Source organism: Anaerolineae bacterium (genome assembly GCA_016931895.1).
Lineage (GTDB): Bacteria > Chloroflexota > Anaerolineae > 4572-78 > J111 > JAFGNV01.
The window spans coordinates 1-18156 of the sequence record JAFGDY010000320.1; the positions used below are offsets into that span (position 1 = coordinate 1).

18 protein-coding genes are annotated in these 18156 nt (G+C 53.7%); 9 read left to right on the plus strand and 9 right to left on the minus strand.

Going from position 1 to position 18156, the window contains the following annotated elements:
• From JW953_24560 to JW953_24575, 4 genes are all read left to right on the plus strand, one after another.
• A partial coding sequence (locus JW953_24560) for a hypothetical protein (GenBank protein MBN1995881.1) occupies positions 1-298 on the plus strand: 298 nt, incomplete at its 5' end.
• A gap of 13 nt (positions 299-311) precedes the next feature.
• Positions 312-473 carry a hypothetical protein gene (locus tag JW953_24565; protein MBN1995882.1) on the plus strand — a complete coding sequence of 54 codons (162 nt, stop codon included), beginning with the start codon at positions 312-314 and terminating at the stop codon, positions 471-473.
• Positions 474-765: 292 nt separating this feature from the next.
• Positions 766-1836 (plus strand): homoserine O-succinyltransferase, encoded by a 1071-nt coding sequence (locus tag JW953_24570; protein ID MBN1995883.1) that lies wholly within the window; start codon positions 766-768, stop codon positions 1834-1836.
• 74 nt (positions 1837-1910) lie between these two features.
• Complete coding sequence (locus tag JW953_24575) at positions 1911-3188, plus strand: aminotransferase class V-fold PLP-dependent enzyme (GenBank protein ID MBN1995884.1); 1278 nt, start codon at positions 1911-1913, stop codon at positions 3186-3188.
• A 4-nt stretch (positions 3189-3192) separates the two neighbouring features.
• Here the strand turns inward: JW953_24575 and JW953_24580 are convergent, their stop codons facing one another.
• Positions 3193-3582: a cytochrome c gene (locus tag JW953_24580; protein ID MBN1995885.1), complete on the minus strand. Its 390-nt coding sequence runs from the start codon at positions 3580-3582 to the stop codon at positions 3193-3195.
• Positions 3583-3867: 285 nt separating this feature from the next.
• On the opposite strand from JW953_24580, the gene JW953_24585 reads away from it, so the two are divergent.
• The 4 genes from JW953_24585 to JW953_24600 are packed head-to-tail and all read left to right on the plus strand — an operon-like array spanning position 3868 to position 7215.
• Positions 3868-4980, plus strand: coding sequence for an alanine--glyoxylate aminotransferase family protein (locus JW953_24585; GenBank protein ID MBN1995886.1), 1113 nt, complete (start codon positions 3868-3870; stop codon positions 4978-4980).
• An 11-nt stretch (positions 4981-4991) separates the two neighbouring features.
• Positions 4992-5708 (plus strand): hypothetical protein, encoded by a 717-nt coding sequence (locus JW953_24590; GenBank protein ID MBN1995887.1) that lies wholly within the window; start codon positions 4992-4994, stop codon positions 5706-5708.
• A complete protein-coding gene (locus JW953_24595; protein ID MBN1995888.1) occupies positions 5705-6583 on the plus strand; it encodes a homocysteine S-methyltransferase family protein in 879 nt (292 codons plus the stop codon). Before JW953_24590 ends, JW953_24595 begins: the two co-directional genes overlap by 4 nt.
• A gap of 5 nt (positions 6584-6588) precedes the next feature.
• Positions 6589-7215: an HAD family phosphatase gene (locus JW953_24600; protein ID MBN1995889.1), complete on the plus strand. Its 627-nt coding sequence runs from the start codon at positions 6589-6591 to the stop codon at positions 7213-7215.
• A gap of 115 nt (positions 7216-7330) precedes the next feature.
• On the opposite strand, the gene JW953_24605 is transcribed toward JW953_24600, so the two are convergent.
• From JW953_24605 to JW953_24640, 8 genes are all read right to left on the minus strand, one after another.
• Positions 7331-8377 carry a sugar ABC transporter substrate-binding protein gene (locus JW953_24605; GenBank protein ID MBN1995890.1) on the minus strand — a complete coding sequence of 349 codons (1047 nt, stop codon included), beginning with the start codon at positions 8375-8377 and terminating at the stop codon, positions 7331-7333.
• A 51-nt stretch (positions 8378-8428) separates the two neighbouring features.
• Positions 8429-9445 (minus strand): ABC transporter permease, encoded by a 1017-nt coding sequence (locus JW953_24610; GenBank protein MBN1995891.1) that lies wholly within the window; start codon positions 9443-9445, stop codon positions 8429-8431.
• Entirely contained in the window at positions 9442-10230 is a 789-nt protein-coding gene (locus JW953_24615; protein ID MBN1995892.1) for a sugar ABC transporter ATP-binding protein, read from the minus strand. Before JW953_24615 ends, JW953_24610 begins: the two co-directional genes overlap by 4 nt.
• Before the next feature lie 54 nt (positions 10231-10284).
• On the minus strand, positions 10285-11130 hold the full coding sequence (locus JW953_24620) for a carbohydrate ABC transporter permease (GenBank protein ID MBN1995893.1): 846 nt from the start codon (positions 11128-11130) through the stop codon (positions 10285-10287).
• Complete coding sequence (locus JW953_24625; protein MBN1995894.1) at positions 11127-12044, minus strand: sugar ABC transporter permease; 918 nt, start codon at positions 12042-12044, stop codon at positions 11127-11129. Before JW953_24625 ends, JW953_24620 begins: the two co-directional genes overlap by 4 nt.
• 274 nt (positions 12045-12318) lie before the next feature.
• Positions 12319-13773 carry a carbohydrate ABC transporter substrate-binding protein gene (locus tag JW953_24630; protein MBN1995895.1) on the minus strand — a complete coding sequence of 485 codons (1455 nt, stop codon included), beginning with the start codon at positions 13771-13773 and terminating at the stop codon, positions 12319-12321.
• A 644-nt stretch (positions 13774-14417) separates the two neighbouring features.
• A complete protein-coding gene (locus tag JW953_24635) occupies positions 14418-16256 on the minus strand; it encodes a GAF domain-containing protein (protein MBN1995896.1) in 1839 nt (612 codons plus the stop codon).
• On the minus strand, positions 16253-17785 hold the full coding sequence (locus JW953_24640; protein MBN1995897.1) for a sugar ABC transporter ATP-binding protein: 1533 nt from the start codon (positions 17783-17785) through the stop codon (positions 16253-16255). Before JW953_24640 ends, JW953_24635 begins: the two co-directional genes overlap by 4 nt.
• A gap of 85 nt (positions 17786-17870) precedes the next feature.
• On the opposite strand from JW953_24640, the gene JW953_24645 reads away from it, so the two are divergent.
• Entirely contained in the window at positions 17871-18014 is a 144-nt protein-coding gene (locus JW953_24645; protein ID MBN1995898.1) for a hypothetical protein, read from the plus strand.
• The last annotated feature ends 142 nt before the right edge of the window (positions 18015-18156 follow it).

The following is an 18156-nucleotide window of genomic DNA, read 5'->3' on the forward strand; positions in this document are numbered from 1 at the left end:
CTGGGGGTCTATCTGGTTCATTTTTGCCCCATTTTACCATGCAGGAGTGACTTTTACTCAATCCTTATCCCGAACTCAGGTTATTAGCATTATTTGGTCGCCCCCGCCGGAAGCGCTTGTTTTGACCTATATCCAGCGAGGATTTTCCAAAGAAGATGCCACCATTGCCGCCGCCACAGAGCAAGTTCAGGCCGAATATCTCATTTCAGAAAATCGTGATTTCCTACAACGTTCAGAGAATCTATCCTTTCGGGTGATCAATGCTAAAACAGCCTTGAAATTATTACCAAAACAATGACCAGCCCACGGAGGTGTATCGCCAGGGAGAAGGAACCCTGGCCTATGCCGCCCAACGAGTCGGAGTGTCGCTGCGCCAAATCATTCCCCTGGCCTATGCCTATGGCCTGACCCCCAAGGTGGACCCCGCCTGGCTCAACGAATCCTTAACGCTCGATCAGGCGAGTCAGTTATGATCGTAGTGGCAGACACCGGGCCGCTGATTGCCAAAATAGACATGGCTCATTTGCTGTTTGAACTCTATGCCCAGGTCGTCACCGCCCCACAGTTTACACGGAAGCAGTTACCGCCGGTTTGACGATGAATGCGGCTGATGCAAGGATGCTGCATGAAGCCTACCAACAACGCAAGATAGCCCAGTAAGTGGGGAAGGGACACAAGGAAACCCATTATTCCTTTTTGCGCGATCAACGAATAGCAGTACAATTCCCCCACTCCAAAAACAGCGCCAAAAGGATCAAAACGCCGATGCCGTTAGTTGCCCATATTCCCTTGCCCACCTTTGACCGTTTGGAGCAGGGGGGCCAAGAAATCCTCAGCCTGGGCCACGCCCTGCGCCAGGATATTCGAGAGCTGCACATCGGCTTTCTGAATATGATGCCCGACGCCGCTTTAGAGGCTACCGAACGGCAGTTTTTGCGCCTGGTGGGCAGCTCTAACCAAATTGCCCAATTTTTTGTTTACCCCTTCTCAATCCCCGGCTTGCCCCGCAGCGCCAAAACCCGGGCCTACATTGACCAATTTTATGTTCCCTTTGAGCAACTGCAACACGACGGCCTGGACGCGCTCATTATTACCGGGGCCAACGTGGCCAATCCCACCCTGCACCACGAGCCGTTTTGGCAACCGCTGCAAGAAATTATTAATTGGGCCACCCAAAATGTCACCTCGGTGCTGTGCTCTTGCCTGGCCACCCACGCCCTGGTGCAGGCCCTCCACAGCGTTGAACGGCGCCCCCTGCCCAAAAAACGCTGGGGAGTTTACACCCACCGGATCACCCAACCCGATCACCCCCTACTGCGCGATATTAATACCCGTTTTGACGTGCCCCACTCGCGCCATAACGACGTAAGCCGCGCCCAATTGGAAGCGGCCGGCTTTACCATCCTGGTTTACAGCGAAGAAGGCGGCGTGCACATGGCCGTCAGCGCCGACCAATTCCGCATTGTTTATCTCCAGGGCCATCCCGAATATGATCGCATCAGCCTGCTCAAGGAATACAAACGCGAAGTATTGCGGTTTCTGCACGGCGAGCGAGAGGATTATCCCCCCCATCCAGACCACTATTTTTCACCAGCGGCGGCCCTGATTGTTGACGAATACCAAAAAATTGTGGAAACGGGCCTGCGCCAGGGCACGCCTATCCCCCCCTTCCCGGAAAAACAAATTGAACCCCACCTGGATAATACCTGGCGCGATACCGGCAAAGCCATCTTCAACAATTGGTTGGGCCTGGTTTACCAGTTGACCAACGTTGACCGCAAAGTCCCCTTTGTGCCGGGCATTGATCCTGACGACCCGCTGGGCTTGAATAAATGATTCCGCTTGAACCTGGTCTATGCTGCTGAGTTCCCCCAAAAGGGAACAAAAATATAAAATCAAGGAGAGTAAAAATGAAACCAGAAACAATGGCTATCCACGCCGGCTATGAAACCGACCCCACCACCAAAGCGGTGGCCGTGCCCATTTACCAAACCGTAGCCTATGAATTTGATAACGCCCGGCATGGCGCCGACCTGTTCAACCTGGCCGTGCCGGGCAATATCTACACCCGCCTTATGAACCCCACCACCGACGTTTTGGAAAAACGAGTGGCCGCGCTGGAAGGCGGGATCGCGGGCCTGGCTCTCAGCGCGGGCAGCGCGGCGGTTAATTATTCTATCCTGACCATTGCCGAACAAGGCAACAACATTGTGTCCGTTCCCCTGCTGTATGGCGGCACGTACACCCTCTTTGCCCACATGTTACCCCGGCAAGGTATTGAAGTGCGTTTGGGCAAAGACGATAAACCGGCCAGCCTGGAAGCCCTGCTTGACGACAAAACAAGCGCGGTTTATTGCGAAACCATCGGCAACCCGGCCGGCAATATTGTTGACATCGAGGCCATTGCCGCCATGGCCCACAAACACGGCGTGCCCGTGATTGCGGACAATACCGTGGCCACCCCCATGCTCATCAAACCCATTGACTACGGCGTGGATATTGTGGTTCATTCCCTCACCAAGTACATGGGCGGGCACGGCAACTCGTTGGGAGGGGTCATTGTTGATTCCGGCCGGTTCCCCTGGAACAAATACCCCGAACGTTTTCCGATGCTGAATACCCCCGAACCCTCTTATCACGGGGTTGTTTACACCGAAACAATGGGCGCGGCGGCCTACATTGCCCGCGCCCGCACGGTTCCCCTGCGCAACACCGGGTCGGCCATCAGCCCGCTGAATGCATTTTTGATTTTACAGGGCCTGGAAACCCTGGCCCTGCGCATGGAGCGGCATACGGCTAACGCCCTGGCCGTGGCCCACTATCTCCGCCAACATCCCGCCGTGGCCTGGGTGAATTTTGCCGGGCTGCCGGATTCGCCTTATTACGCCTTAGCCCAAAAATACACCAACGGCAAACCATCGGCGCTGCTGACATTTGGGATAAAGGGTGGTTTTGAGGCGGGGGTACGTTTTTACGATGCGCTCAAATTATTCAAACGCCTGGTCAATATTGGCGACGTCAGGTCGCTGGCCGCTCACCCGGCTTCCACCACCCATCGCCAACTATCGGCTGAAGAGTTGGCCCTGGCCGGAGTCACGCCGGATATGATTCGCCTGTGCATTGGCATTGAGCACCTTGACGACATCATCGCCGACCTTGACCAAGCGCTGGCAGCGTCAAGTCAATGAAACTTTATTCTTGCAACGTGCGGATGTAAGCCACAATACTGTACAGGTTTTGCTCGGTGAGGGCCGGGTTGCCGCCCCTGGGCGGCATGAGCACGCCGGTTTCATTAAGGGGATCATCGGCCTCACGGCCTTTTTTAATGAACTCAACCAGTTCCTTGTCCGTTTTACCGGCAATAAATTGGCTTTGGGTCATATCTTTGCCCAGGCCCGGCACGCCTTTTCCCTGGGGCCCGTGGCAAGCCGTACAAGCGGCCGTAAACAACTCTTTGCCTTTGGCCGGGTCTCCTTGTTCTTGAAATGTTACCTGTTCTGGCCGGTCACGACCGCCACAGGCGGAAAGAGCCAGGGCAACGATCAAAAGTAATCCCAAAATCAAAAAAAGTAGTTTTTTCATCAAAAACGCTCCTTATTCCCTTTATCCAGATGGTAAAACATATTGCCTACTACGTCAAGTCATCCAGCTTAGGGGGTGCGTCCCAAAATTGGGACTGCCCCAGCTTGCGAAATGCGCCGGAGCTTTTTTATTGCTTGTTTTCCTCCGGCAGCGGAAGATATGGATGTGATTTTGGTTACGGTGAACGCAGCAGTTTGACAGAGGCAGAAGGACGGGTGATAATAAAGCGCCTGTTTAAGAGATACTGACCAATGGCAACACCCATTTTGAGGAGCAGAAAACCCAATGCCAACTTACAGCGATCTGAACACTTCCGAACGTATCCTGATGGGCCCCGGCCCCAGCATGGTCCATCCCCGCGTGCTCCGGGCAATGGCTCAACCCCTGGTGGGGCATCTGGACCCCCAGTTTTTGAACTTGATGGCCGAAATCCAGGAATTGCTGCGCTTTGTTTTTCAAACCAAAAACCAATTGACCATCCCTATCTCCGGCACGGGCAGCGCCTCCATGGAGGCGGCGTTGTGCAACTTCATTGAACCGGGGGATGAGATTCTCATTGGCGTGAACGGCTATTTTGGGGAGCGGCTGTGCGACATGACCGGGCGTTATGGGGCTGCCGTGCGCCGAATAGAAAAGCCGTGGGGCGCAATTTTTTCGCCGGATGAGATAGAGACCGAGCTAAAAAAGAAACCGGCCAAACTGGTGGCCTTGGTGCATGGAGAAACCTCAACCGGGGCTATGCAGCCCATGGAAGGGATGGCGGAGGTGGTGCATCGTTTTGGGGGGCTGTTGCTCATTGACTGCGTCACCTCGTTGGGCGGGGCGACGGTGAAGATTGACGAGTGGCAGGTGGATATTGCCTACAGCGGGGCGCAAAAATGCCTCAGTTGCCCGCCGGGTATTTCACCCTTAACCGTCAACGAACGCGCCCGCCAGGTGTTACAACAGCGCCAGAGCAAAATAGCCAACTGGTATCTTGACCTGACCATGGTGGAAAAATATTGGGGCAGTGAACGCACCTATCACCACACCGCCCCAATCTCCATGAATTACGCCCTGCGAGAAGCCTTGCGCCTGATCTATGAGGAAGGACTGGAAACCCGGTTTGCCCGCCATCGCCATCATGCCGAACTATTGTGGGCCGGCCTGGAAGAACTTGGTTTTAGTATGCACGTCCCCCTGGCCCACCGCCTGCCGCCGTTGACCACCCCCCGCCTGCCAAAAGGGCTGGACGATTTGACCATCCGCAAACGGCTGCTGGCCGAATACAATCTTGAGATTGCCGGTGGCCTGGGCCAACTTGGCGGGAAAGTGTGGCGGGTTGGCTTGATGGGCTATTCGTCTCGCTTAGAGCACGTAACCCTGTTCCTGGCCGCGTTGAAATCATTGATGAAGTAGGAGACAACGCAATGCCGCAACAAATCTTGTATGAGGAATGTCCGTTATGCAACCAGGGGAGGGTGGCCTGGCATGCGGCGGCTTCGGTTTATCGGTGCGAGCGGTGCGGTTTGACGCTCCATGAACGCACGGTGTTGGGTTTGTTCAAAAAAGGACGGTTGGGCGTGGCACAATTGGCCCAAGGCGACTACCACCTGGCCCGGCAGAGCCTGGCCAAAGTAGCCCTGCGGCCCGCTCCGCTCCAGGTGGTATTGGGCAACGTTTACGCCGATTCCCAATTGGCCGCCCTGGCCGCGGGGGCGCTGGCAGTGTTGCGGCCGGTGAGAACCGTGGTGGCCCGGATCATTTTTGAGCAGTTAAATGAAACCTGTTTGCTTCAGGTAAACGGCCTGCGCCGCGGCCACGGCCAGCCGTTAACAGAGGGCGGTTCGTTCCGGCCGGTTGAACTTGTTCCCCGCCGGGGTATGGCCTGGCAAGATGAAGGCAATCTCTTCTGCACCAATCAGCGGCTTGTTTTCCCCAGCAACCGTTTCACCTTTATCCGGCTCGACCGGAAATTGGCCGGGGTACAGGCTTTTAGGGATGGGCTGGCTATACAGCGCCAGGGTGAGGAATTTGCCACTTATTTTGTAGATTGTTATCTACACGAAGCCACATTGGTGGCGGCCTATGTGATGGCCCAATTACCAAAGCTGCGGGCCGAAACCCAGGAGACATCACCAAAATGAATCTTTCAGAATTTCTTTTATCCAAAAAACCCATCCTGCTTGACGGCGCTATGGGCACCCAACTGGCCAAAGCCGGTTTGGCCATGGGCGGCCAGAACAGCGTGACCCATCCCCAAGAAGTGCTGGCCGTACACCAACAGTACGCTGCTTGCGGCATTGACCTGCTGATCACCAATACCCTGACCATGAACCGGATTTACATTGAAACCCATAACCTGAAGGTAGACGTGCGCGAGGTCAACCTGGCCGGAGCCAAATTGGCCAGAACCGCCGCGCAGCCGGGCCAGTACGTTTTGGGCAATCTTAGCTCAACGGGCCAAATGCTGGAACCCTACGGCAACCTGGCGGAAACAGCGGCTTACGAGACCTTTAAGGAGCAGGCCCTGATTTTGGCCGAAGGCGGGGTTGATGGTTTTATCATTGAGACCATGTTTGACCTGCGCGAGGCCCTGGCTGCGCTGCGGGCTTGCCAGGATGCGGCTGACCTGCCGGTCATCGCCTCAATAGCCTTTGTCACGTCAAATAAGGGGGGGCGCACCATGATGGGCAATTCGGCGGCGGAATGTGCCCAAGCTCTGACCGAAACCGGCGCCTGCGCCGTTGGCGCAAATTGCGGCAGCATTGATCCCGTGCAAATGGCCGAAGTGGTGGCCATGATGCGCCAGGCCACCTCATTGCCTATTATGGCCCAACCTAATGCGGGCCAGCCCAAGTTAGTGGACGAGCAAACTGTGTTTGACATGCTGCCCCAGGAATTTGCGGCCGGTATGTCGCAATGTTTATCCGCCGGGGCACAGTTGGTGGGCGGTTGTTGTGGCACCTCTCCCGCCCACATCCTGGCCCTGACGGACATGTTACTTTCTCAGGAAAGTTAAAAGTTATGGCCACGCCCAGAAGCAAACTGAAGGCCACAATTTTTGACGTCGGTGGCGTGCTTATTCGCACACATAGCCGAGCCGGGCGGGAGAAGTGGGCGGCCCGGTTGGGGATGGATAGTTGGCAATTTGAAAGTTTTGTCTTCAACGGGGAATCGGGCCGGCAGGCGCAGTTGGGGCAAAAAACGTTTGACCGGCATTGGCGCTGGCTGGGCGATTATTTTGGCCTGAACGAAGCCGACCTGGCCCAAATGCGCCATGATTTTTTTGCCGGGGATGCTATGAATGAACCCCTGGTGCATTATATTCAACGTTTGCGCCGGGCCGGGTATCGCACCGGCATTCTCAGTAACTTTGCCGATGATGCCCGCCAGGTGTGGGCTACGGTTTACCCCTTTATTGAACATTTTGACGGCGTGGTCATTTCGTCTGAGGTGGGGCTAATGAAGCCTGATCCCCAAATTTATCGCCTGGCGGCGGCCAGCGCGGGCGTGCCGGTGGAAGAGGCGCTGTTTGTGGATGATGTTCTGGAAAATGTTGAAGGGGCCAAACGGGTTGGGATGGCCGCCCTGCATTTTACCAACCCGGAGAAAACGCAGCAGGAATTGGCGACCCTGACCGGGGTTGCCTGACTATAGGTGTTAGAAAAAGAATTTGGATTTCCAGCCGGTAGGGACAGGACAATGTCCTGTTCCTACCAAAAACATTAACTGAACAACTACATTGGGGAAGCCGATCATTTGCCGCTCAATCCTGGGCAAACTCGCCGGAGGGCAGGCCATTATCAAACTCTGGTTTGCCTTCTACCGGCTCAATCCAGGTAGTGCCAGCCTTGTAAGCGGCCACGTTCTCAATATCAACCACCGTGGAAGGCGTTTCTAAAATATAAGGCACCGGCTTGTGGTTGAGCACTTTGGCCATCTGTTCAAGCACAATCCGGCCCATCATGCGGGGATAAACACCCAAAGTGGCCGTGGTCTGCCCCTTTTCAATCAAATCCAGGGTCACGTCATTGCCGTCAATGCTGACACACCAAACATCTTGGTTGACCATCCGGTTCAGTTTTTGGGCGGCCAGGCACGCGCCAATGCCCATCTCGTCGGAATTGCCATAAAATACATCAATATCGGGATTTTGTTGCAAGGCAGCCGTAGCCACGTTAACGGCTTTCTCGCGTTCCCATTCGGCGGTTTGTTCTCCCACCACTTTAACCCCGGGACACCACTGTTCAAGCCCCCACTTATAGCCTTGGGTCCGGCGATTGGCGTGAAAGCCGGGGATGCCGGTAAGGATGAACACCTCGCCCTGCCCGTCGAGCAAAACGCAGGTATAGCGAGCCAGTTTGGCCGCCCCACTCCACTGATCGTAACCAATGTACTCAATCACTGTGCCTTCATCCACCGGCGTGATGAGGTTTTGCATAAACACAGGGATATTGGCCTGGTTGGCTTTTCTGACGGCCGTAACAATGGCTTTGGCGTCAATGGGGTTAACCGCAATGGCCGAAACTCCTTTTTGGATTTCTTGCTCAACCACGGTTACCTGACCGGCAAAATCGCCTTCTCGCTCAGCGGCCACCACGTCAACCGTCCACCCTAGTGTTTCAGCCGCTTCCACCGCCCCGCTTTTAATGGCTACGTGAAACGGGCTGGTAAAACCCGGCGGCACCACCGCCACGCGAATATTCTTGGCGGCGGCTTCCGCCTTGGCCATCGAAGGGGAGGTATCGGGCTGGCATTGGGCCGCAACAAGCGTTAGCAGGAACACCACCAATAAAACTTTTTGACCCATCATGGCACAATCTTCTCTCCTCTTTAAAATACTCCCGGCCCGGCCACGCCGCAATCAGGCCTGGCGCGATTGTTTGCGCAGCACATCAATGAGCACGGCCAGGATAATGATGGTGCCAATCATCACGCTTTTCCATTCAGCCGGAACGCTGTACATCACCAGGGCATTATTAATGGTGGTAATGATGAGCACGCCCACCAGGGTGCCCCAAATACCGCCGTGCCCGCCCATTAAACTGGCCCCGCCAATCACTACGGCCGCAATGGCGTGCAACTCATAGCCTTCGCCGTTGGTGTAAATGCCGCCGTCAAGCCGGGAAATGAGGATCACCCCGGCCAGGGCGCTGAGAAAGCCGGAGATGCCATAAATATAGAGCTTGCACTTATTTACATCTACCCCGGTTAACCTGGCCGTCAACTCGTTGCCGCCAATGGCATAACTATGCCGGCCCAGGGTGGTATAACTCAAAAAACACCAGCAAAAAAAATAAACCACCACCATCAGCACGGCCGGCATGGGAATACGCCAGAGATGGGCGTCAGAAAGCCATTTAAAATTGTCGGGCAAAAGATGGATGGGCGAGGCATTACTGTAAACCAGGGCCAACCCTTTGAAGGCGCTTAAGGTGGCCAGGGTGATGATAAAGGGCGATATTTTGAATCTGGTAATCAGAAGGCCGTTCAATAAACCGGCGAGCGTGCCCATCAGCAAGCCCATCAATAAGGCCAGGTACGAATTCAGCGGGGGAATAGGCCCCACGCCCCATTTCATCATCCCGGCGGCAATAACGCCGGTCAGGCCCACCAATGACCCCACCGACAGGTCTATGCCGCCGCTCAGAATCACCAGGGTTTGACCGGCGGCCACAATGCCAATGGTAGCCGCCTCAAGGGTAATCAGCATAAAATTATTGAATTGGCCAAAAAAGGGGTTAAATGTGGAGAGGGTGATGAGCATCAAAAGCAGGATCAGGATTGGCCCAAACTTGTCAAGCAAGTCTTTGAGGAGATAGTGCCTCCAAAAGTTGGCTCCGGTTTGTTTGCCGCCGGCGCTGATTTTATGCTCTATCATCCAGGGACACTCCCGGCAAAATCATTGCGCGCGCCGGTGATATAGGCCACCATCTCATCGCGGAAGTGGTGAACGGTGTGGTGGTTGATGGGCATGTCGGCCACTTTATAGCCGTGCCGCAACGCAATCACCCGGTCGGCCACCTGGTAAATATCTTCCAGGCGATGGCTGATAATGATAATGGATGCGCCCTGGGCCTTGAGTTGTTTGATCAAGGCCATCACCTCCTCAATGGCCGCAATACTCATGGCAGCGGTTGGCTCGTCCATGATGATAATTTGGGCATTAAAGGCAGTGGCCCGGCCAATGGCCACGGCCTGGCGCTGGCCCCCGGATAGATTTTCCACCCTGGCCCGGACCGAAGCAATATCAATTTTGAGCCGCTGCATCAGCCTTTTGGCTCTGCTTTCCATCAGGGGTTTGTTCATAATTTTCAGGGGGCCTACCTTGAACAGCACCTCCTCCCGACCTAAAAAAATGTTACTGGAGATGTCAAGATTGTTGGCCAGGGCAAAATCCTGGTACACCATCTCAATGCCCAGCCGGCGTGATTCCTCAGGCCCCCAAAAACGCACCGCCTGGCCGTCAACAAAAATCTCTCCCTGATCTGGAGCGTATGCTCCGGTTAAAATTTTCATCAGGGTAGATTTACCGGCGGCATTATCGCCCACCAGGCCCAACACTTCGTTCTTATACAGAGTTAGATCAACACCCCGTAATGCTTGCACCGCGCCAAACTTTTTGTGGATGTTACACATTTTGACAAGGGGGATTGGGTTTGACATGGGGGGATCCTTGTTGAAACCGGGTATCAAAGTAGGTTATTCACCTACATCATCTCACCCTTTCAATGCGCCGGCCAGGAGGCCTCGGATGAAGTACCGCCCCAACAGCAGAAAGAACACCAGCGGCACCGAAACAGTCAACAGTGAAGCCGCCATTTGTAGATTGTAAGGTGAGATAGTACTCCCTTGGGTCATGGCCATAGCCACTTGCACGGTTTGCGTTTTCGGGGTAACCAGGGTCAGGGCAATGAAGAATTCGTTCCAGACCTGAGTAAAGATGATGATGGACACCGAGGCATAAGCCGGCAACGAGATGGGGGAAACGATTAAAAAGAAGGTTTGAACCCTGGAAGCGCCGTCTACCTCCGCAGCCTCTTCTAGTTCCCTGGGAATACCCAGGAAGAAGGTGCCCATCAAAACCGAAGCCAGAGGCAGGTTGATAATTAAATAACAGAGGATTAAACCAAGGTGCGAATTAATTAGCCCGAACTTTGCGGTGATGGTGGTTAGAGGGATAATGACCGCCTGGTACGGCAAATAAAGGGCAATGCCAACCAGGATAAAGATTACCCGGGTAAAGGTAGATTTGGCCCGGCTCAAATAGTATCCTCCCAAGCTGCCAAAGAACGCAGCAAGCGCCGTAACGGCTACTGTAATGATCGTCGAGTTGATGATGGGGCGCAACATCGGAATCAAGAAATTCCGGCTGCCAAACAACGCATCGGTGTAATTTTGAATTTGAGGCAAGGCGGGGAAGGCCAGGTACGTTCGCTGAGTGATTTCGGGCAGCGTCTTTAGGGAATTATTAATCATCACGTAGATCGGCAAAATATAGGCGCAGGTCAACATCACCAGAACTATAAAGACAATGATTTTGAGGGTTGTGCTTTTACTTTTCATTCGAACCACTTCCTGAAGGCATAGATAGTATACGGGACGACGATGATGAACGCCAGGAGAAAGATGATCACGCCAATCGCCGCGCCGGCCGAGGCCAGGCGCTGATCGTAAGCAGTAACGATCATGTTCGTCGCCAGCACGTCGGTGGCAATACCCGGGCCGGTTCTGGTGACGATCCAAACAATGTCAAACACTTTCAAGGTGGAAATCAGTAACAGCGATACCAACACCAGGATGCCGGCGCGAATATTGGGAATAATCACCGCAAACAGGGTTCTCAGTTTTGAAGCGCCATCCACCGTGGCCGCCTCGACCATCTCTTGTAGTTCAGAGGTGCGCAAAGAGGATTGAACAATAATAACGGAAAAACCAAGATACTGCCAAACAAAAATAAGAATCAACCAATAAGTGGCCGTGCTTGGGTTGTTGGTATACGTAAACGGAGATTGAATACCCACGGAGCCCAGCAAGGTATTGAACACCCCCTTCTCCGGCTGGTACATCCACGACCAGATTGTTCCGGTTACAACAAAGGACATGGCCACCGGATAGAGAATGAGGGTACGGACATACGCCTCAACCCCTCGAAAGGGCGCCAACTCCAGGAGATAAGCCAGAAAAATGGCCACGATTGAGGTAGGGATCACCCCCAGAATCAACCATTTTAGATTATTCCCCACATCAACCCAGAAACGGCCCTGGTTGAACAGGTAATGATACCACTTCAACCCAGAAAAAGTATAGTCGGGGGCCGTGCCGACCCAATCGGCCATAGAAACGTAAAAGTTCCAGAACAACGTTCCATAAAGGATGGATAAGAAAACCAGCAGCGGCAAGGTAAAAACCAGAAATTCGGTAATAGCCGCCCAAATTTTTTGAGATTTTATTGTTTTTTGCGTCTCGGTCGCAATCACCCTGATCACCTCTGCTGAGTTAATTTAGGCTACGGATTGGAAATCAATATTACCGGAGATTCCTCGTCGCTTTGCTCCTCGAAATGACACTTTTGGGCAAATGTCAACAGAACCTAAATCCTTAGCCCTAAACAGGAAGAATACCCGTTGACTGATTAAACTTAGGTAGGGATACACACACACGGGGCATGTATCCCTACCTGATTTATCCTATATTCGGCTCGTCTTTACCGCATAGAGCACGATTCATCAAGTGGCCGACTTCTGCCAACCATTACGGCCATTGATACCAGGCTGCGCCTTCCTTAACGTTGAAGACTGTCATCATATCGGCTGTCTCGGCGATGGTCGCGTCAACATCCGGGTCCGCTGAAGCGAAGAAGGTGGAGATGATGACCCGGTACTGCACCTGAGCGGCATTGGGCAGAATGGTGCCGTGCTGGTCAAGGATCAGCTTGTCGGGGTTGTTGCTCACATACTCCTGCATCTCCTGGCGGATGGGATCAGGGAACTCGGTCGGATCAATATCGGTGCGGGCAAACATACCGCCCTGGGTAACATCGGTGGGAATCTGCAGTTCGGGTGAAGCCACAACCTCCAGCCAGTTCAAACACTCGGCCATATTGGGCGCGCCAACGGTGCAGCCGTAGGTATCGGGGTGGAAGAGCAAGATGCGGTCCGGTACGGTGGGGTAGTTCACTGCGCCAAAATCAACACCCGGTTCCCAGCCTGAGCCTTTGATAAAGGCGCCGATGGCCCAGGTACCCATGATGGTCATGGCCGCTTGTTCGGAGCCAACCGCGGAAACGGCCTGGTCCCAGGTCAGGCTGGAGTGATCTGCGTTGATGTAGGGCTGTAGCGCGGCAAATTTCTCCAGCGATTCTTTGAAGATGGGGTCGTTAGCAACGTCTACTTCGCCCTTGAAAAATTGGACATAATACTCAGGGCCGCCCAACTCCATCATAATGGTGTCGAGCACAAAAACATCGGACCAATTGTCCTTTGAGCCGACGGCCAGGCAGGCCATGTCGGGCTGAGCCTCTTGGATAGCCTCACAAGCGGCCATTAAGTCATCATAGCCGGCAGGCGCAGAGAGGCCCAGTTCGTCGAACAACTTTTGATTGTAGTACAGGATGTTTTCCAGGTGCATGTTCAACGGAACCGAGTAGGGATGCCCATTGATGGACACAGCGTTGAGCAGGGGCTTGGGAATTTTGGCAGCGTAATCCATTTCCGCATAAAAATCATCCAGAGGCTCCAGGACATTGCTGTCAACATAGTCCTTCAACTCGGCGCCGCCCAGGGTCTGGAACGTGTCGGGCGGAATACCGGCCGTGATGCGGGCTTTGAGGACGATACGGTGTTCGGTGCCGCCGCCGCCCGGTACCGGGTTCTCCACAACCTCAATATCGGGATATTTGTCTTTGAGCGCCGCGAACATGGCATCGGCTGCTTCGCGCTCGCCGGGAGCGGTCCACCAGTGGAAGATTTCCAGTTGTTTGGCCTGGGGTTCCGGGGTGGCGGTGACAACCACTTCCTTTTCCACTTCCTTGACTACTTCCTTCTCAACCTCAACGGTTACCACCTTCTCGACCTCGACCTGCTTTTCTACCTCTTTGGTAACCACTTTTTCGACCACCTGCGGTTCGCCGGCGCAGGCCGCCAAGAGCAAACCCAAGATGGCTAAAAGGGTAACAAAAATAAGCATGTGTTTTGTTTTGTGATACATCGTTGTCAATCTCCTCTTTGTGATAGATAATTAGATGCTCAACATTTAATGATTGGGTTTACCTTTAAACTCGTTTGACTATTTTTTCTGGGCAATAAACCTCCTTTACCTGTGTTTTGGGGTTAGGCATATTTTTGGCTAAGATGACTTTTCTGAATGCACCTCCTTTCTTGATGGAGATTTCTCGGAAAGTCAACAACCACTTTTGGATGGAACCGGATAGACCATACAAGGTACGTTTTGGAGGGGGTATGGCGTATTGCGGAAGCGTAAACAGGTTGGGGACAAGTACTTACCGGGACAACCCGATAAAACCAGATGAAAAGTATAACACAGTACCTGTTTGGACACAAGGATCAATACTTTCCGGAGTCTGTCCCAATTTTTAGGCCATTAGGGTAGGGATAGGACAATGTCCTGTCCCTACTGCCAAAATTTTGGGACGCACCCACTTTCCGAGACATCCTGAAGTTAAGCTTTATTATAGTGAAGAATTAGCGACGGACGCTTATTTTTTATGATGAGGTTTTAATAGCCATTTTATCAATTATAGGAAGTATTGTCGAGAATTGGAACGCAATGTTAGCGCAGAAAGGATGCAGGAGGGATGCAAAAGGGTGCAAGGGAAGTGCAAAAAGGAGTTATTACCGGATTTGATGGGTCCGCACCAGCAGATGGGCCAGGGCGTTGATGGCATCTTTTAAATCATAAAAATATTGGCGGCGGCTAACGGTAAGTTCTTTAATCGCTTCGTCTACGGTCAGGTCTTCCAGATAGGTGAGGCGTAAGGTGTCGTAACGGCGGTTGGTTGGGCGAGGCCCGCCGGGATTCTGGGCGGGATTGAGCTTGTCGGTAGTTTCTAACAGTAATTGGCGTAAACGCCCCCCCCGGGCCGCCGGGCCGCCTTCGGGAGCCAGATCAAGGCCGGGAAAGGCCCACTCGGCCAACGGGCTGCGGCCCAGGTAAACGTCGTCCCACAGATGGCGCAAAACATTGCGGGTTTGCTCCGCCAGCCAGCCACATTCCAGCAGCCAGGCATCTCTGAGGGGGGCGATGATTTCCTGGGTCAATTCAAGCAATCGTTTAACTGCTTCAGGGCCAAAAGCATGGGCCACCAAACTTTGCACTTCAAGCACGCCGATCATCTGTTCATTAGAAATGAGCGGAATAGCCACCGCCGATTGAACATGAACCTCCAGCGGAACGATCTCACGCCCGTCGCGGTGAGAGAGATCATCCACTATCACCGGCCGCCTCATTGTTTTTACCCGGTGGGCAATACTTTTGGTTTGAACAACCGCCTGGCCATCGGCCCGACATTCCACCAATTCATCTATTTTGGGGTCAATCAAACAGATCCGCACGTAGGGGGAACCAAAACGGCTCTCAATCAATTGTATGATCTGCGTGACCATGCCCTCCAAATAAGTGCTCTCGGCAATGGTTTGGCCGGCCGTGCGAACTTTAGACATTGACTGGCGGGCCTGGCGACGTTCCATATCAAAAAAAACGGCCAGCAGAATAATCAGGCCAATCACAATGCCGTGCCACTGGTAAGCAATATTGAGCATCACCAGGCCGTTTTGCACCACGGCCATAATCAGGACACCTATCAAACTGCCCCAAACCCCGCCGATGCCGCCGCTCAAACTTGTGCCGCCAATGATCACTGCGGCCGCAGAGTTAAGGCCATACTCTTCGCCGTGCGTGTAAACCGCTCCATCCAGGCGAGCAATCAGGATGATCCCCACCAGGGCCGATAAGAAGCCGCTGAGCATGTAAGTGTAAATTTTGTAGCGGTCTACCGGCACCCCCGACAGCCGGGCCGAGGTTTCGTTGCCGCCAATGGCATAGGTATAACGACCCATTTTGGTATTGCGCAGAACATACCCCAAAATCAAAAAGGTGGCCAACATAATCAGGCCGGGCATGGGGATGCCGCCTATGGATGCGTCGGACAGCCACTTGAATTCGTCGGGCAGGGAATGGATGGTCCGGCCCTCGGTAATGACCAAGGCTATGCCCCGCAAGATACCCAGGCTCACCAGAGTCACAATAAAGGGAGGCATATTTCGTTTGGCTATCAGCCAGCCATGCCCCAGGCCAATCAAGGCCCCCACGCCCAGGGCAAAAGCGATAGCCAGATAGGGAGGCAGGGCAGGCACTGGGCCCGCTCCTGTCATCAACAGAGCGGCCACAATGCCGGTCAGGGCCACAATAGAGCCTACCGATAGGTCAATCCCCCCGGTTAAAATAACCAGGGTTTGCCCGGCGGCCACAATGCCCACAAACGAAGCTTCCTGCAAAATAAGCATAAAGTTGTTGAGTTGCCGGAAATGGGGGGATAACAATGAAAGAATAAACAACAGCAGGATGAGGCCAAAGAGCAACCCCAGTTGGTCATAACCCCGGCTTAATTTTTCGGCGATGGCCGGCCAGGGGATTTGACGGTGAGGCATCAACCTCAGTCCAGGCTTGTTCATTTGGGCAGTCCTCCTGTGGCATAAGCCATGATGGCTTCGGCAGTAGCCTCGTTTTGGCGGAGGGAAGCCACCAATGTTCCCTGGTGCAATACCAGAATCCGGTCGCACATACCCAAGATTTCCGGCAACTCTGAACTGACCATCAGCATAGAGACACCCTGTTCGGCCAAGTCAGCCATAAAACGATAAAATTCCACCTTGCTGCCCACGTCAACGCCGCGGGTGGGGTGGTCAAAAATCAACACCCGCGATTTGGTAGCCAGCCAGCGGGAGAGAATGACCTTTTGCTGCATACCGCTGGACAGAAAACGGGTGAGGTGCTGGGGGCTGGGCGGCTTAATATTAAGCCGGTCAATGTAATATTCGGCCAGGTTTTGTTCTGCGGCATGGTCCAGAAACGGGCCGGGCCAATCGCGTTCCAGGGCAGCCAGGGTAATGTTGTCGGCCGTATTCATTTCTAAAATCAAACCCTGTTCCTCTCGATTTTCGGTAAGCAGGCCAATCCCCAGGTTAATGGCTTCCTGGGGAGAGCCGATGACCGTGGGCTGGCCGTCAATATAAATTGTGCCTTCGTCAAAGGGGTCCAGGCCAAAAATGGCCCGCACCAGGGCCGTGCGGCCGGAACCCATCAGGCCGGTAAGGCCCACAATTTCACCGGCGCGCAGGTTAAACGAGATGTCGTCCAGCACCCCGTAACGGGTTAGCCCTTTAACCCGGAGAATTTCAGGGCCGGGTGAACGGCGGCGTTGCGGAAATTTGTCGTCCAGGTTTCGGCCCACAATCAGGCGGAGCAGTTTGCCGGGGGGAGTGTTGGCCAGGGAAACGGTGGCCACTTTTTGCCCGTCGCGCAGGATGGTGGCGCGATGGCCTATTTTCATAGTCTCTTCCAAACGGTGGCTGATGTAAACAATAGCTACCCCCTGCGTGGTCAAGGTGCGAATGACCCGAAATAGAGTTTCGACCTCCGGGTGAGAGAGGCTGGCCGTTGGTTCATCCATAATAATCAGGTCTGCCGACTGGCGCAAGGCTTTGGCCACTTCAACCATCCGCTGTTCGGCCACGCCCAAACGCGCCACCGGCGTATGGGGGTCAAGGTGCAAATCCAATTGTTCCAGTAGCTGTTGGGTTTGCCGATAAATCTGGCCCCAATCAATAAAGGGCAAGCCGGGTAACCGGGCCGGTTCATGGCCCAAAAACACGTTCTCCGCCACCGAAAGGTGAGAGATGAGGCTGGATTCTTGGTAGATAATGTTAATCCCGGCCTGCTGCGCCTCGCGCGGCGTTTTGAATTGCACGGGCCGGCCGCGCCATTTCATCTGGCCGGTATCACCAGGATAAACGCCGGCCAGGATCTTCATCAAGGTGGATTTGCCGGCCCCATTTTCACCCAACACCACGTGCACTTCGCCCCGGTAAACGTTAAAATCCACGTTGCGTAAGGCGTTAACGCCGGTAAAAAATTTGGAGATATTTTGCATTTCCAGAATGACTTCTGGATTTGAGCTGGAGGCTGGCTGAAAAATACTCATCTGTTTAATCAGGGTAATTTTCCTCCTGGCAGTATAGCATAAGTAAGTTGGTGTGGTCAATGATGAGCAATAGAAGAACGGCAACTTGACCAACGACGGAGTGTTCGATTACACTTACGACAGCGCCAATCGTTTGACCCGGGTTGGCGACCGCACTTTTACAACCGAATACATCTACAACGGCGACGGCGCGCGCGTGGCCCAAATTGAAGTCCGTAGGTCGGGTTAAGTCAACAAAACCCGACTTTATTTTGTCATAAAAGCACCTTAATAACCAAAGAGATTCATCCTTCATTCCTCATCCTTCATTCCTCATCCTTCATTCCTCATCCTTCATTCCTCATCCTTCATTCCTCATCCTTCATTCCTCA

Coding starts and splice junctions, on each gene's coding strand:
- JW953_24570 (MBN1995883.1), top strand. CDS start 766: ATGCCGTTAGTTGCCCATATTCCCTTGCCCACCTTTGACCGTTTGGAG.
- JW953_24575 (MBN1995884.1), top strand. CDS start 1,911: ATGAAACCAGAAACAATGGCTATCCACGCCGGCTATGAAACCGACCCC.
- JW953_24580 (MBN1995885.1), bottom strand. CDS start 3,582: ATGAAAAAACTACTTTTTTTGATTTTGGGATTACTTTTGATCGTTGCC.
- JW953_24585 (MBN1995886.1), top strand. CDS start 3,868: ATGCCAACTTACAGCGATCTGAACACTTCCGAACGTATCCTGATGGGC.
- JW953_24590 (MBN1995887.1), top strand. CDS start 4,992: ATGCCGCAACAAATCTTGTATGAGGAATGTCCGTTATGCAACCAGGGG.
- JW953_24595 (MBN1995888.1), top strand. CDS start 5,705: ATGAATCTTTCAGAATTTCTTTTATCCAAAAAACCCATCCTGCTTGAC.
- JW953_24600 (MBN1995889.1), top strand. CDS start 6,589: ATGGCCACGCCCAGAAGCAAACTGAAGGCCACAATTTTTGACGTCGGT.
- JW953_24605 (MBN1995890.1), bottom strand. CDS start 8,377: ATGATGGGTCAAAAAGTTTTATTGGTGGTGTTCCTGCTAACGCTTGTT.
- JW953_24610 (MBN1995891.1), bottom strand. CDS start 9,445: ATGATAGAGCATAAAATCAGCGCCGGCGGCAAACAAACCGGAGCCAAC.
- JW953_24615 (MBN1995892.1), bottom strand. CDS start 10,230: ATGTCAAACCCAATCCCCCTTGTCAAAATGTGTAACATCCACAAAAAG.
- JW953_24620 (MBN1995893.1), bottom strand. CDS start 11,130: ATGAAAAGTAAAAGCACAACCCTCAAAATCATTGTCTTTATAGTTCTG.
- JW953_24630 (MBN1995895.1), bottom strand. CDS start 13,773: ATGTATCACAAAACAAAACACATGCTTATTTTTGTTACCCTTTTAGCC.
- JW953_24635 (MBN1995896.1), bottom strand. CDS start 16,256: ATGAACAAGCCTGGACTGAGGTTGATGCCTCACCGTCAAATCCCCTGG.
- JW953_24640 (MBN1995897.1), bottom strand. CDS start 17,785: ATGAGTATTTTTCAGCCAGCCTCCAGCTCAAATCCAGAAGTCATTCTG.